The following is a 15,690-nucleotide window of genomic DNA, read 5'->3' as shown; positions in this document are numbered from 1 at the left end:
TTTAAAGTCCTAAATAATTTTCAACTGCTTTTTGCATATCACCTGTTGCCACAACCGTTTTGTGACGAACCTCAGCTGTTTCAAGTTCATTGACAGCTTTTGGAATGGCAACACCTGATGATTTTTCAAGTTCCTTAACAGCAACAAAATCATCTGCTGGTGCTTGTCCACTAACAGCTTCAACTGCCACACGTGGGAATTTATATGGACTTGCTGTTGAAGCAATCACAGTTGGTGTTTTATCACCTGTACGCTCTGCGTATTTTTGATAAACAGCTGATGCAACTGCCGTATGTGGGTCCTCAATGTAATCAGATGCTTCATAGACACGTTTAATTTCAGCAGACGTTTCAACTTCTGTTGCATAGCCTGCTTCAAATAAATCAAGAATCGATTGGTCAACATCAGGAAGTGTGTATTCACCCCCTGAAACCAATTGTTCCATCAATGCTTTCGTCTTAGCAGCATCATTTCCCAACAAATGGAAAATCAAACGTTCTAAGTTAGATGATACCAAGATATCCATTGAAGGACTTGTTGTAATTTTAAACTCACGTTTTTTATCATAAGTCCCTGTTGTGAAGAAGTCTGTTAAAACTTTGTTTTCATTTGAAGCACAGATTAATTTACCAACTGGGACACCGATTTGACTTGCGTAGTAAGCTGCTAGAATGTTTCCAAAATTTCCTGTTGGAACTGTAAAGTTTACTTTGTCGCCTGCTTTAATATGACCAGTTTTAACAAGTTGTGCATAAGCATAAACATAATAAACAACCTGTGGTACCAAACGCCCAACATTCATTGAGTTCGCTGATGAAAATTGTGTCTTGTGCGCAAGCAATTTTTCACGCAAATCAACGTCGTTAAACATACGTTTTACATCTGTTTGCGCATCATCAAAGTTACCAGTAATGGCTACAACGTGTGTGTTATTACCAGTTTGTGTTGTCATCTGAAGCTCTTGAATTTTGCTGACACCGTCTTTTGGATAGAAAACAATGATTTCTGTTCCTGGGACATCTGCAAAACCAGCCATTGCAGCTTTACCAGTATCACCTGATGTCGCTGTCAAAATCACAATTTTGTTATCAACGCCTTGTTTTTTAGCTGATGTTGTCAAAAGGTATGGCAAGATTGACAATGCCATGTCTTTAAACGCAATAGTTGACCCATGGAAAAGTTCAAGGTTATATTGGTCACCTAATTTAACCAGCGGTGCGATTTCTGGTGTATCAAATTTAGCATCGTAAGCAGAATCAATACAGTAAGCCAACTCTTCTTCTGTGAAATCGTCTAAAAATGCAGACAATACAAGCTTAGCCACTTCTTGGTAAGAAGCATCTTTTAAAGTTTCAAAATCCAATGCCACTTCTGGAAGTGATACAGGGGTAAATAAACCACCGTCAGTTGCCAATCCTTGTAAGATAGCTTGACTAGCAGTTACTTTGTTATTTTCATCACGAGTTGATTGGTAAATTAACGTCATCACAAATTCCTCATATATAGATAGTCTTTTGTCTATTTTACCATAATTATCAGAAAGTTTATACAAGTTTATGACAATTATCGAAAAAAGGGAGTGGGGCAAATAAAGTCTCCAGTGGAGACTTTATTCATGAGCCTAGAAATTAAAAAACGAATCGGTAATTTCGGAGAAATTCGATTTCTCAGCAAGTCTTAGTTTCTAGTTGCTGACCTAAAACGGTCTATTCCAAGACCGTTTTACTTTCACCCCCCGCAAGGCTCGAAAGATTTGGGAAATCTTTCGAGGTGAGAAATAGAGTCAAGTGAAGCTTGACGTCAAAAAGGTTTGGGGAACCTTTTGAGGTTGGAAACGAAATCAAGCGTAGCTTGATGTCAAAAGGGTTGTAAAAGCTGTCTTATCAGCGTATTAGAACCCAATCAGCAGTGATTGATTGCTCAAGCAATTGAGAATTGCTTCAGGTTGGAAATCTAGCTTGCAAAGCAAGCGTCAAAAAGTGCCCAATCAATTGTGCATGGGAAACTCTAAGTTGACTAAAGTTGGTAATCGCTGTTTTAATATTTTTTGACAGCGCAACAATCTATCCCCAGATTGTTGAAGACCAAACTACTGCGTCTTGTAAATAATAACTATGTAAACAAAGAAGCTGAGAATTTGGTCTCAGCTTCCCTAATTTCTTATTTTCTCCAACGTGAATCAACACCAGCAATAGAAATCCAGACGCTTGCCAAGACGTCGTAGAATAAATCAGCCACCTTCTTCTTTCTCCTTTCTTCTCACGTTTTATGCACCTGTATTATAACGCTTCAAACCTATACTGTAAAGGGGTTTTTAAAACTTTTTTGATGTTATTATTTCTTACATAAAATGATAGAAAATTGGCGTTTTGAACAAGAAAAAACCAACCGAAGTTGGTTTCTGAAATAAACTAAGAATCCGACTCTCCTTTAGCTGGATTTTTAGCGGATTTTTCAATTGCTTTTTGAATCGCTTTAACATAAAGGTCTGCACCAGTCGTATCACTATCACTGTAATGCACGCCATCAGTACCACTCCAGATTTCTGGGTGTTTAGTTGCTGCTTTATACCAATCTGCCACCGTAACATAATTATAAGTATCAGCCAAAGTTAGCTCATAATCACGAACTTCTTTGACTTGAGCTTTATTATTAGCATTGTAGGGTGTCACAATAATCAAACGATAGCCATCTGGCAGAGCATCAATAAACTGCTGCAAATCTTCTTGGTAATTATCTAGCGAATTAACCCCCACCGCAAGAACTGTTGTTTGCGATAATGTTCCGCTTGAAATTTCATTTTGGAAAATCTCAAAAGCATCATCAAAATTTCGGCTAACCGCAGCGTCAACTTGAGCATCTGGAAGTAAGCTTGAAAATGAAGCACTTGAGCGAAGAGCTACGGAATCTCCAATGACAGTAACATCACTTAAAGCCGTTGCATCCCCAGCAGTTACAGTATGTGTCCGATTCAAATTAGTCTGTGCTTGCTGGAGCGAATTCACCAAAAGACTTGTCTCAAAATCGCCAACAGCTGGAGAAATGATAATGGTCACAATTGTCACCAAACCAAGCAAAGTTCCTCCACCATAAAGCCATTTTTGATAAGGATGTAAATCTAAATTCAAGCCAAGCAATTTGACAGACTTGCCAGCAAGAAATGGCTCCAATACATAAAAAGACAGCGTTGAAAATATCAATGAAAAGATAACCGTTACCAATACCGCTAAACCATTTGACATTAGTTGCGTGAAGATAATGTAAAATGGCCAATGGAAAAGATAAACACCATAACTAACATCTGCCAAATAATTGATAATAGCGGGCTCTTTGGCATTAGGGGTTTGGTCATTTAGCACACGCGCCGCATAAATCATCATCGTTGAAAATAAACTTGCTAATACAAAGCCAAACAAATACGTGATTCGTTGGTCAAATTTCAAAGCAAATGTCAACAGTAGCAACAAAGCAAAGCTTAGCACCATTGTCAAAATACTGCGTTTTGTTGACCATAGACGAACATTCTTTTTGAAACGAGCCGTTGTTTCTCGAATTCCTGTCATCGTTGCCACCATGGCTCCTAAGAAAAACGGAAAACTATGAGACAGAGATGAAAAGTAAATTGTCGAAACGTTGTCAACAAAAAATGCTCGGATAAACATTGATAGGAAACTTCCAGCAAAAAATGCTGCAGAAATTGTAAAAATCAAACTACGGAATTTTGCTACGTTATCATGGTGTTTACTCAAAAACCACACCAAAAGTCCCCAAATCAAATAAAAATGCATCTCAATTGCCAAACTCCATGTATGAACAAAGAGATGTGGGATAAATTGCGTTTCGTAGTTACCACCTGTGATAATTTCATAAAAATTTGTTGTAAATCCTACTGCTGCCGCAATTTGACTACCAATGCTTGCCACGTAGTCTTTACGTACCAAGTAAGTAAACGGCATAACAATAAGAATCATCAACACCAACGGAGGCACGATACGATAAAAACGCCTCTTGTAAAATCCTAAAAGATCAATTTTCTTGTTTTTCGAATATTCATCAATCAGTAAAGCCGTAATCAAATATCCTGAAAATGTAAAGAAAATATCAACACCAATAAAACCGCCTGGAAAAGCTGTTTTAAAGAAATGATAGAGTAAAACGAGCAAGAGCCCCGTCACCCTAACCATTGAAAACCATTTTATTCTCATTTTTGAAAAATCCCCTGTTTAAAGATTCCTGCATATACCTCTCCATTTTGCGCTGTCAAAGTTCCTTGACCGTCTGGCTGACCATTTTTAAATTCTCCTTGATATGTCCAACCAGAATTTGAGGTAAAAGTTCCTTGACCTTCAAAAACACCATCTACAAAATTACCTTCATAGGTATCACCATTTTCATAAGTCAATTTTCCCTGACCATTCATACGGTGATTAACAACATAACCTGTGTAGGTTATTTTACCATTGTCATAGGTTAACGTTGTTTTAGATTTCATTGATAGCGTAAAAACGGATAAACCACAGATGATAAGGATCAAAACCGTTAAGAACTCTATGCGCTCTCTGGTTATTTTTATTTTTTTCATTTTTGCTCAACTTCTATTTTTAAGAATTTTTTAGCCACGTTAGCCATTGTTCACAACCACGCTTAACCAAATCATAGGTCGCATCAAAATCACCTGTAAACCAAGGATCTGGTACACCACCTTTTACAAAAAGAAAGATTTTGTCATCATACTTTCCTTGTGACATATGTTTCAAATCCGCAACATTTTCCGCATCCATGCCAATAATAACATCAAAATCATAAAAATCTTTGCGCGAAATCTGTTGAGATGACTTGTGTTTGTCGTAACTAATGTTATGTTTTTTAAAAATACTTTGCGTTCCATGATGGATGGGATTACCATGTTCCCAGCCAGAAGTTGCACGGCTTTCAATCAGCCAGTCTTCAGCACCAGCCAAATCTTTCATCACAAATTCAGCCATTGGACTACGACAAATATTTCCTAGACAAACAAAACATACTTTTTTCATTTTCTCTCCCTACGTAGTCAATAACTCATTTATTAAAAACTTCTTTTATCATTATAACAAAAAACAGAGCCTTATCACACGACAAATACTCTAACTTCTATTTTTATTTTTAAGAAAAAATTAAGGCACCCGATTTACAATATAAACAATCCTAAAACTTTTCTTTTTCATAATCTCCTGAAAGGGCTCCGCTAGCGGGGTTCTTTCTTTTTTATCTCTAAAATTGTTCCACAAAAAGCTCTAAGCAGGTTTCACCTGCTAACTCATGACAGAAAAAGAATCACCGACTATAATTAAGGTGAACGATACAAATCCGTGGTGTTTAATAGGGCTTTGCCTAGCCTGTACAAAAAACTGGATGAAAAAGGGTCGTGAGATAACTCGAATACGTCTTGAACGTGAAAATAAAATTACTAACAACCTCTTGTTCTATTGTTCAATGATAGAATCGGAGGTTTTTATTATGGAAGTTATGATTGAAACATGCTGTGGTATTGATGTTCATCAAAAGTCTATTGTCTGCTGTATCTTAGATGGTCCACTAGACACTAACAAGCCTAAGAAGATTCAAAAGAAATTCGGAACAACAACTGTGGCACTTCAAAAGGCTTTAGCTTGGTTAAAAGAAAATCATGTAACTCACGTCTTTTTTGAAAGTACCGGTCAATATTGGTTGCCACTTTTCAATATTTTTTTCAGATTTAGTACTTATACTCGCCAATCCCCAACACACCAAAAATGTTCCTGGACATAAAACTGATATGAAAGATGCGGAATGGATTGCACAACTTGGAAGATGTGGACTTATCGAACCTTCTTACATACCGAGTCCTAAAGTAATGCAATTACGTTTATTAACTCATCGACTACGGTCTTACAAACAACGCCAAACCCAAGTTAAAAACGAAATTCATAATCATTTACAACATGCTAATATTAAATTAACGAGCCATCTTTCAGATGTTTTCTCTAAAACAGGACAATCTCTTTTAACTCTTTTCATCAATGGAGAAGCTATGGATTCTGAAAGTGTAGCTTCTTGTATTCATAGACGTATAAAAGCTAGTCCAGAAGAGTTAGGGGAAGCTATGAATGGAAAGTTATCACTAGAAGACCGTTTTCTTATTAGCCAAAGTTTAGAAGAATATCAAATGTATCAAAATCTAATTGAAACATTAGAGAGTGAAATCAAGGATTATATTAAAAAGGAGTTTCCCTGAAAAATACAGAATACTTCAGAGTATTCCGGGATTAATGAAAACTGTGCAACTACTGTTTTGCAGAAATTGGACCTAATGTTCAAGCATTAAAATCAGATGGACATTTAGCATCTTGGGCTGGATTAGGTCCGGGTTCGTCTGAAAGCGCAGGAATTAAAAAATCATCTCATATTACTCAAGGAAATCGCTATCTCAAACATGCTCTAACAATGTCGGGATTGATTGCGGCACACTCTAAAGATACGACTTTTTCATCACCTTACTATAGAATTTCCCAAAGAGGAAGTAAGATGAAAGCGGTAATTGTATGTGCACATAAGATTCTCAGGATTATTTATAAACTACTCGCTACTCACCAATCTTACCAAAATGAAAAGGTGTTAGAACCGAGGCAACAGTTCTAACACCTAAAAAACAAAAAATTTCAATTAAAGTGTAACACAGGTAACGATTTTTTGCCCTTTTTAAGCCGTTTTTTTACAAATAAAAATCCCAATCTCAAATAGATTAGGATTTGCAGGGGGATGAAAAAAAGTTTATTTAGGAGTATCTTTAGTATAGGGTGGCTTGCTTAAGAGAGACTGAAAATTTTCTTTCAGAAAACTTAAAAAGCGCCTCAACCAATTTGGCTAAGGTACTTGTTATTATATTATTAACTCTTAATCTTAATGACGGAAGTGACGAACACCTGTAAATACCATGGTAATGCCGTATTTATCAGCCATATCAATAGATTCTTGGTCACGAACTGAACCGCCAGGTTGGATGATTGCTTTCACACCTGCTGCAGCAATTTCTTCAACGTTGTCTGCAAATGGGAAGAAGGCATCACTAGCAAGGACAGCATCGTCAAGACGGTCTTTGGCTTGATCAAGAGCGATACGAACAGAAGCTACACGGTTTGTTTGACCAGGACCAACACCAAGTGTCATGTGGTCATTTGTCACAATAATACCGTTAGATTTCACGTATTTGATAGCTTTCCAAGCAAATTCAAGCGCTGTTTTTTCTTGGTCATTTGGTTGACGTTTTGTCACAACTTTCCAATCAGCTGGATTTTCTTCGACAACATCTTGGTTTTGAACCAAAAGACCACCGACAACACCAGTGTATTCTTTTTCAACTTGGCTAGCCTCTTGAGCTTCAAATGGCAATTGAAGAATACGCAAGTTTTTCTTCTTAGTTGTCAAGATTTCAAGGGCTTCTTCTGAATAACTTGGTGCAATGATAATTTCAAGGAAGATAGCGTGCATTTTCTTAGCTGTTGCGGCGTCAACTTCACGGTTAAGTACAACAATTCCACCAAAGATTGAAACTGAGTCTGATTCATAAGCATAGTCCCAAGCTGTTTCAATATCGTCAGCTTGTCCAATACCACATGGATTCATGTGTTTAAGGGCAACAACTGTCGGACGGTCTTTGAAATCACGGATAATGCGGATTGCAGCATCAGCGTCGCGGATGTTGTTAAATGACAATTCTTTACCATTCAATTGTTTAACAGAAGCAATTGAGTAATCTGTTGGCAAAGCTTTTTGGTAGAAATCAGCGTCTTGTTGAGGATTTTCACCATAACGCATTGGTTGTTTCAAATCGTAAGTGATTGTGAGTTTTTCAGGTTTTGTTTCACCAACTTGTTTTGTGAAATATTCTGCAATTAAAGCATCGTAAGCTGCTGTATGACGGAAAACTTTTGCTGCCAAACGTTGACGAGTTTCAAAGCTTGTTTCACCATTAGCTGACAATTCATCCAAAACAACAGCATAGTCAGCTGGATCAACGACAACTGTTACACTAGCATGGTTTTTAGCAGCAGAGCGAAGCATTGAAGGGCCACCAATATCAATATTTTCAACCGCATCAGCGTAAGTTACTTCTGGTTTCAAGATTGTTTCTTTGAATGGGTAAAGGTTAACCACAACAAGATCAATCAATTCAATGTGGTTATCTTTTGCAGCTTGAAGGTGGCTGTCAAGGTCACGACGAGCCAAAAGACCGCCATGAATATTTGGGTGAAGTGTTTTCACACGACCGTCCATCATTTCTGGGAATCCAGTCACATCATCAATCGCGATAGTGTCAACACCTGCTTTATCAAGCGCAACTTTTGTTCCACCAGTCGAGATAATATCCCAACCAAGTTTTTTCAATTCTTGAGCAAATTCAACAATACCCGCTTTATCAGAAACACTAATTAGTGCACGTTTTGTCATTTCAGTCCTACTTTCTATAAAAAATAAACCAGTCAATCATAATGCTAGCAATAAGCCCGATAGCATAAGCTAAACTAAGACGCCATGGATTTTCAAGATTGCCAAATAGTACATTTATTATAAAGGCAACGACAATAAAAGTTAATACAAACACCAAAATCTTTTTCATCATCATAATCTCCTAATAAGCTAGCATGCCAATAGCTACGCTATCAAATGCGCTGACTACTTTTTCTCAACTCCTAAGCTCTCTAAAACTTCTGGGTAGAGTCTGTACTCATTTTCATGAATACGAGCTTCAAAACTGTCAATGGTATCATCAGACAGACGAGGCACACGAACTTGTTTAATCACTTTTCCCGTGTCAACGCCATTGTCAACCCAGTGAATGGTAACACCAGACTGGTCAACACCTGCTTCCCAAGCATCATCAATACCATGAGCACCTGGGAATTCTGGCAGATAAGCTGGGTGAATATTAATGATACGACCTTCGTAAGCTGCTAGCAAAGTCGGACCAACAATCTTCATATAACCAGCTAGGCAAATCAAATCAATATCATATTTTTCAAGCAAAGCAACAATAGCCTCTTCGTAAGCTACTTTATTGTCAAGCTCTTTAAGTTCAAAAGCATGAGTTGTCACACCAAGTTTTTCTGCACGTTCTAAGACATATGCATCTCGGTGGTCTGAAAAGACAAATTCAACTGGAAATTGCTCCGCAATGACTTGAAAATTTGACCCATTACCACTCGCAAAAACTGCGATTTTTTTCATTATTTAATCACCACACTTGCATCAGCTTTTTTAACAATACGACCAAGTGCGTAAACTGGTTCGTCAAGCAATTCTTTCACGCGCTCAACCTTATCAGGGCTAACTGCCAACATCAAACCAATACCCATGTTGAAGATTTCAAACATTTCTTCGTGTTTGATGTTACCGTATTTTTCAAGAGCTTTAAAAATTGGAAGAACAGGAACTTTACCTTCTTCGATTTCAGCAGCTAAATCATCCGCAAACATACGTGGGACATTTTCAATGAAACCACCACCAGTAATGTGAGCAATACCGTTAACCAATTTTTCTTTGATAAGTGGAAGCACCGCTTTAACGTAGATACGTGTTGGTTCAAGAAGAACTTCTTTTAATTTTTTGCCTTCAAGTTCAGGAAGTACTTCTTCACCTGTGTAATCAGCAAAGACACGACGGACAAGTGAATAACCATTTGAATGAATCCCACTTGAAGCAAGTCCAAGAAGAATATCACCATCAGAAACTTTTGAACCATCAATGATTTGTGATTTTTCAGCAACACCTACTGCAAAACCAGCCAAATCATAATCATCTTCACCATACATACCAGGCATTTCAGCAGTTTCACCACCGATAAGAGCTGCGCCAGATTGAACACAACCTTCAGCAACACCTGCAACGACTTGTTCAAGTTTTGCAGGTTCATTTTTACCAGTTGCAATGTAATCTAGGAAGTAAAGTGGTTCCGCACCAGCTGCAATGATGTCATTAACACACATGGCAACACAGTCTTGACCGATTGTATCGTGTTTATCATATTTAATGGCAAGCATGAGTTTTGTTCCCACACCATCAGTTCCTGAAATCAAAACAGGTTCTTTCACACCAGTTTTTGTAAGGTCGAACATACCACCAAAGCCACCAAGAGCTCCCATAACACCTGCACGTTCAGTACGCGCAACGTGTTTTTTGATACGTGCAACAACTTCATAACCCGCTTCAACATCAACACCAGATTGAGCATAAGCATTTTTTGTCATAATATTTTTCTCCTTTTGGGAAATAGCAGAGCTATTAAACAGTTCTATTTATTTTCATTAACTTCATGAATATAGAAGCTTGTTTTTTCTTCTAAGCTCTTGAGGTAAGGTTCTTCGTAATCGTAAAGTGGTGTTGGATACTTACCGTCAAAGTAAGCCACACACAAACCACCATTAGGCGCATCTGTATCAAGACCGATTGATTCAATCAAACCGTCAATTGACAAATAAGTCAAGCTATCCGCACCAATAATCTCACAAACTTCATCTTTAATGTGGTTAGCTGAAATCAATTCACGACGATTTTGAATATCGATACCGTAGAAACATGGGTATTTCAATTCTGGACTACCGATTGCCACATGAACTTCTGTCGCACCAGCTTCACGAAGCAAACGAACGATACGGCGTGATGTAGTTCCACGCACGATAGAATCATCAACCATGACCACGCGCTTACCTTTAACAACACCAGATACGGCTGAGAGCTTCATGCGAACACCTTGCTCACGCAACTCTTGTGTTGGTTGAATGAAAGTACGTTGTGTGTACTGATTTTTCACCAAGCCCATTTCATTTGGGAGACCTGATTCTTCAGCAAATCCCATCGCTGCTGAAAGTGATGAATTCGGTACACCAACGACAATATCAGCTTCATGTTGAAATTCCTGTGCCAAACGTTTCCCCATATTTTTACGAGCCGTGTGAACATTGACACCATAAATATTACTGTCAGGACGTGCAAAATAGATATATTCCATTGAACAGATAGCAAGCTGTGTATCATTTGTGTAAGTGTCATACTGAATGCCATTGTCATCAATGATAACAAATTCTCCTGGTTTTACATCACGAACCCATTTAGCACCAACCACTTCAAAGGCACACGTTTCGCTTGATACTACCCAAGCACCATTTGCCATTTGCCCAATTGACAACGGACGAAAACCATTTGGGTCAAGCGCAGCAATCAATTTATCTTCTGTCATCAAAAGATAAGCAAAGCCACCTTTGACAGTGTTCAACGCTTCTTTGACTTTACCGATAAACTCAGGATTATGGCTACGGCGAATCAAATGCATTAGAATTTCAGTATCAGATGAGGCATTAAAAATCGCCCCTTGGTCTTCCAATTCTTTTTTCAATGATACTGCATTTGTCAAATTACCATTGTGGCAAAGCCCAAATTGCTCATCTGTAAAGTTGTAAAGAAATGGTTGAATATTATTAATAGACGCAGAGCCAGCAGTCGCATAGCGAACGTGACCAATAGCTGTAGTTCCTGTTAATTTTTCCAAATCAGCGGGATTTTTAAATACTTCTGAAAGAAGACCAGTGTTACGGTGCTGAAGAAGTTTGCCGTTATCGTTTGTGACGATACCAGCACCTTCTTGACCACGGTGTTGAAGACTGTGGAGTCCAAAATAAGTCACTTGAGCGGCTTGAGGGTGCCCCCAAATCCCAAAAACACCACATTCTTCATTTAGAGATTTAACTTCGTATGTCATTATTTTTATTACCTAGAACTAAATTATAAGGAATTTTTTCTCCTTTTGATAAGTTGACAAAAGAGGCTGAGACAAGCCTCAGCTCTCTTGCCTATGTATTTGCATTTAGAATTTCAAGACGCAATCGCAGTCATGTCATTTCTATAAAATATATTTTTAAAAATAGTATTACTCTTTAGTAAAATATTCAACAGCGCTACGGAACAAGTGTTGGTCTTTATTTCCTGGAATATTTTGGAAAAGACCGTCTTCGTAACGTTCTGAATGTCCCATTTTACCAATAATTTGACCGTTCTTGCTTGTGATACCTTCAATCGCATTAACAGAACCGTTTGGATTGTATTTAGAATCCATACTTGGTTTACCGTCAAAGTCAACGTATTGGCTGAAGATTTGTCCATTATCACGAAGTTCTGCAAATTCTTCATCGGTTACGACGAATTTACCTTCACCATGTGATACTGGAATAGCATGAACGTCACCCACTTCAACACCTGCAAGCCACGGTGAATTCGTATTGGCAATACGTGTTTCAACCATTTTCGCCACGTGTTGGTTAGCATCATTGTAGAAAAGAGTTGGACTTGTTTCAGTCACATCTTCAAAGTTACCATATGGAAGAAGACCTGATTTCACAAGTGCTTGGAATCCATTACAGATACCGATGATAAGGCCACCTTTTTCAATAAAGCTGTCAATAGCTGCGCGGACTTTTTTGTTCAACAAGATATTGACAATGAATTTAGCCGAACCGTCTGGTTCGTCAGCAGCTGAGAAACCACCTGCAAAGAAGATGATGTTAGCTTTACTGATATTGTCAACCATTGTGTCAACAGATGCTTCAATAGCTGCTTCATCAAGTGTTACAAATGGTACCAAGTTAACTTTTGCACCTGCTTGTTCAAAGGCTTTAGCTGAATCGTACTCTGAGTTTGTACCAGGGAATACTGGGATGTAAACCAATGGTTCAGCAACTTTTTCACTTGCTTTAATCACTGCATCCGAAGCAACTGCTGGAACATCTTCAAGTTTTGTACTCTGTTCAAATTCAGTTGGATAAACATCTTCAAGTTTGCCCTCAAAGGCTGACAAAAGTTTATCTCCTGCAAGGTTGACACCATTGACAGCAAGTGTAAAGTCAGCTGTTGTTTCACCGATTTTGCTAACTTCAGTAATTTCTTCAGTAGATGTAAAGATAAAGCCACCGAGTTGTGCTGTCAAACTAGTTGCAAGCTCTGCCAATTCTACTTTAGCTCCGATATGGTTCCCAAAAGCTGCAAGTGCCAAGCTTTCAATCACACCACCATATTTAACAGCTGAAGCTGATGTGATATGGTGTGCTTTTTGAATCGCTTCAAATTTAGCAAAATTAGCTTTAATCAAATCAAAATCAATCTCTTGTGAAATAGCTTGCCCTGGAATGTAGTAAATGTATTCACCAGCTGCTTTAAATTCTGGCGAAAGAACATTACGACTATCAGCTGTTGTCACACCAAAAGCAACCAATGTTGGTGGTACTGTCAATTCTTCAAATGTACCAGACATTGAGTCTTTACCACCGATTGATGGCAAACCAAGTTGCAATTGCGCTTCGATTGACCCAAGAAGGGCTGAGACTGGTTGTCCAAAGCGTTCAGCTTGTTTATCCATACGTTGGAAATATTCTTGATAAGAGAAGCGTGCTTTAGACCAATTCGCACCTGTTGCCACCAAACGCGCTGTTGCTTCGATAACAGCGTAAGCTGCACCATGATATGGTGACCATTCAGCAATATAAGGGTTGAACCCTTGTGCCATAATTGACGCTGTTGTTGTTACACCGTTTTGAACAGGAAGTTTTTGAACTGAACTTTCTGTTGGTGTGATTTGATAACGACCACCAATCGGGTGATTAACTGTTGAACGACCAACTGAGCTATCAAAGATAGTTTGTAAACCTTTTTGACTAGCGTGATTAAGGTCAGAAAGAATATTTACAGTATCAGATCCAAGTGTCGCAGCTGAAGTGATACGTTGTTCTGGCATGTCAACTTGACTGTCAACAACATTAGCATCAACCACCACGCGCACACCGTTTGTATCAAGGAAACGACGTTCAATATCAACGATTATTTGACCATTCCAAGTCATAACAAGATTTGGTTTTTCAGTAACTGTGGCAACCACTACCGCGTCAATATTTTCTTTATGACATTCTGCCACGAAAGCCTCAACATCTTTCGGACGAACCACAACAGCCATACGTTCTTGTGATTCAGAAATGGCAATTTCAGTTCCATTAAGTCCTTGGTATTTCAAAGGCACTTTGTTAAGGTCGATTTCAAGACCGTCAGCTAACTCACCAATTGCCACACAGACTCCACCTGCACCAAAGTCGTTTGATTTTTTAATGAGGCGAGTCACATTACCATTACGGAAAAGACGTTGAATTTTACGTTCTTCAATGGCATTCCCTTTTTGTACTTCTGCACCAGCTGTTTCAACAGATTCAACCGTTTGAACTTTAGATGAACCAGTTGCACCACCGACACCGTCACGACCAGTTTTACCACCGAGAAGAATAACCACATCACCAGCTTCTGGTTTCTCACGAACAACATTTCCCTTAGGAGCTGCACCGACAACAGCACCGAGTTCCATACGTTTAGCGACGAATCCTGGGTGGAAATATTCTTTAACATAAGTTGTGGCAAGGCCGATTTGGTTACCATATGAAGAATAACCATGTGCCGCTGTTTTAGAAATCACTTGTTGTGGCAATTTACCAAGACGTGTTTCTGAAATTGGTATTGTAATATCACCAGCACCTGAAATACGCATTGCTTGATAAACATAAGAACGTCCTGACAATGGGTCGCGGATTGCTCCACCGATACACGTTGCAGCACCACCAAATGGTTCAATTTCCGTTGGGTGATTGTGTGTTTCATTCTTGAACATCAAAAGCCATGGTTCTTTAACACCGTTCACATCAACTTCAATTTCAACAGAACATGCGTTAATTTCGTCTGACACTTCCATATCGTCCAAGCGACCATTCACACGTTCATAACGACCAAAGATTGTCGCCATGTCCATCAATGTTTGTGGCTTTTCAGAACGTCCAAGTTCATCACGCATAGCAATATATTTATCATAAGTTGCCTGTAATTGTTTTTGGAATTTAGATGCTGAGAAATCAATATGTTTAAGCTCAGTTTCGAAAGTTGTGTGGCGGCAGTGGTCTGACCAATAAGTATCCAAAACTTTCAATTCTGTTTCCGTTGGCACACGCCCAATTGATTTGAAGTACTCTTGGATAAAGACAAGGTCATCAACTTCCATCGCCAAACCTTGTTCAGCTTTATAATCAGCAAATTCAGCCGCTGTATAAGTCTTGAAGAAATCAAGATTTGGAATCGTTTTGTTTGATTCTGAAAATGCTTGTGGCGCAATTCCTGTTGTAATATCTTTAAAACGAGAATCTACTGGATTAAGAAGATAATTCTTAATCGCATCAAGTTCAGCAGTATCAATATCCTTGTTAACAAGATAAAGTTGAGCCGTATTAACCGTTACATCATTACTGCTGCCAAGAAGAAGCAATGCTTCTTGTGATGACGCTGCACGTTGGTCAAATTGACCTGGAAGTGATTCAATAGCAAAGAAAGCATAGTTAGAAAGTTCAGCAACCACATCACTCTCAGCCAAAATATTATCCGTTACTTGTTCAGAAAAAATATGTTTTTCAGCACGTTCGAAAAGCGAATCTGCCAAATTAAAAACATCGTAAACTTGAATAATGCGTAAATCAGTCAAACTTGTTAATTGAAGATTGTGTTTGAGTTCTTTAACAAGCGCCTGAGCCTTAATGTTAAAATTTGATTTTTTCTCAACGAAAATTCGTTTATTCATTTTTTACCCTTTTTAGAATTCTTCTT

13 protein-coding genes are annotated in these 15,690 nt (G+C 38.4%); 3 read left to right on the top strand and 10 right to left on the bottom strand.

Annotated features, from left to right (window positions below; genetic code table 11):
• Position 1: 1 nt before the first annotated feature.
• The 4 genes from thrC to SMA_RS00285 all read right to left on the bottom strand — a co-directional run bounded on the left by thrC (position 2) and on the right by SMA_RS00285 (position 5,033).
• The gene (thrC, locus tag SMA_RS00300; protein WP_014293730.1) at positions 2-1,486 is read right to left on the bottom strand and encodes a threonine synthase; all 1,485 of its coding nucleotides are present in this window, start codon (positions 1,484-1,486) and stop codon (positions 2-4) included.
• Between the two features lie 925 nt (positions 1,487-2,411).
• Entirely contained in the window at positions 2,412-4,205 is a 1,794-nt protein-coding gene (locus SMA_RS00295) for an acyltransferase family protein (protein WP_014293728.1), read from the bottom strand.
• The gene (locus tag SMA_RS00290) at positions 4,202-4,582 is read right to left on the bottom strand and encodes an MORN repeat-containing protein (protein WP_014293727.1); all 381 of its coding nucleotides are present in this window, start codon (positions 4,580-4,582) and stop codon (positions 4,202-4,204) included. Before SMA_RS00290 ends, SMA_RS00295 begins: the two co-directional genes overlap by 4 nt.
• Before the next feature lie 19 nt (positions 4,583-4,601).
• Positions 4,602-5,033 (bottom strand): low molecular weight protein-tyrosine-phosphatase, encoded by a 432-nt coding sequence (locus tag SMA_RS00285; protein ID WP_014293726.1) that lies wholly within the window; start codon positions 5,031-5,033, stop codon positions 4,602-4,604.
• A gap of 463 nt (positions 5,034-5,496) precedes the next feature.
• Here SMA_RS00285 and SMA_RS11735 point away from each other — a divergent pair, with 463 nt between their 5' ends.
• From SMA_RS11735 to SMA_RS12340, 3 genes are read left to right on the top strand one after another with little or no spacing between them, the layout of a single operon-like run.
• Entirely contained in the window at positions 5,497-5,787 is a 291-nt protein-coding gene (locus SMA_RS11735) for an IS110 family transposase (RefSeq protein ID WP_257235518.1), read from the top strand.
• Between the two features lie 7 nt (positions 5,788-5,794).
• Positions 5,795-6,253: an IS110 family transposase gene (locus tag SMA_RS10695; protein ID WP_257235519.1), complete on the top strand. Its 459-nt coding sequence runs from the start codon at positions 5,795-5,797 to the stop codon at positions 6,251-6,253.
• A gap of 41 nt (positions 6,254-6,294) precedes the next feature.
• Positions 6,295-6,657, top strand: coding sequence for a transposase (locus SMA_RS12340; protein WP_081498559.1), 363 nt, complete (start codon positions 6,295-6,297; stop codon positions 6,655-6,657).
• 261 nt (positions 6,658-6,918) lie between these two features.
• Here SMA_RS12340 and purH read toward each other — a convergent pair whose 3' ends face one another.
• The 6 genes from purH to SMA_RS00245 form a co-directional block, all read right to left on the bottom strand.
• The gene (purH, locus tag SMA_RS00270; RefSeq protein WP_014293725.1) at positions 6,919-8,466 is read right to left on the bottom strand and encodes a bifunctional phosphoribosylaminoimidazolecarboxamide formyltransferase/IMP cyclohydrolase; all 1,548 of its coding nucleotides are present in this window, start codon (positions 8,464-8,466) and stop codon (positions 6,919-6,921) included.
• A 7-nt stretch (positions 8,467-8,473) separates the two neighbouring features.
• Entirely contained in the window at positions 8,474-8,638 is a 165-nt protein-coding gene (locus tag SMA_RS00265) for a hypothetical protein (RefSeq protein WP_014293724.1), read from the bottom strand.
• A 53-nt stretch (positions 8,639-8,691) separates the two neighbouring features.
• Positions 8,692-9,243 (bottom strand): phosphoribosylglycinamide formyltransferase, encoded by a 552-nt coding sequence (gene purN, locus SMA_RS00260; protein ID WP_014293723.1) that lies wholly within the window; start codon positions 9,241-9,243, stop codon positions 8,692-8,694.
• Complete coding sequence (gene purM / locus SMA_RS00255) at positions 9,243-10,262, bottom strand: phosphoribosylformylglycinamidine cyclo-ligase (RefSeq protein ID WP_014293722.1); 1,020 nt, start codon at positions 10,260-10,262, stop codon at positions 9,243-9,245. Before purM ends, purN begins: the two co-directional genes overlap by 1 nt.
• Before the next feature lie 44 nt (positions 10,263-10,306).
• Positions 10,307-11,770, bottom strand: a complete 1,464-nt coding sequence (gene purF, locus SMA_RS00250) for an amidophosphoribosyltransferase (RefSeq protein WP_014293721.1) — start codon at positions 11,768-11,770, stop codon at positions 10,307-10,309.
• Between the two features lie 168 nt (positions 11,771-11,938).
• Entirely contained in the window at positions 11,939-15,664 is a 3,726-nt protein-coding gene (locus SMA_RS00245) for a phosphoribosylformylglycinamidine synthase (protein WP_014293720.1), read from the bottom strand.
• Between the last annotated feature and the right edge of the window lie 26 nt (positions 15,665-15,690).

The sequence above is a fragment of the Streptococcus macedonicus ACA-DC 198 genome (assembly GCA_000283635.1).
Classification (GTDB): Bacteria; Bacillota; Bacilli; order Lactobacillales; family Streptococcaceae; genus Streptococcus; species Streptococcus macedonicus.
This window is presented reverse-complemented; position numbering and strand designations above follow the sequence as displayed.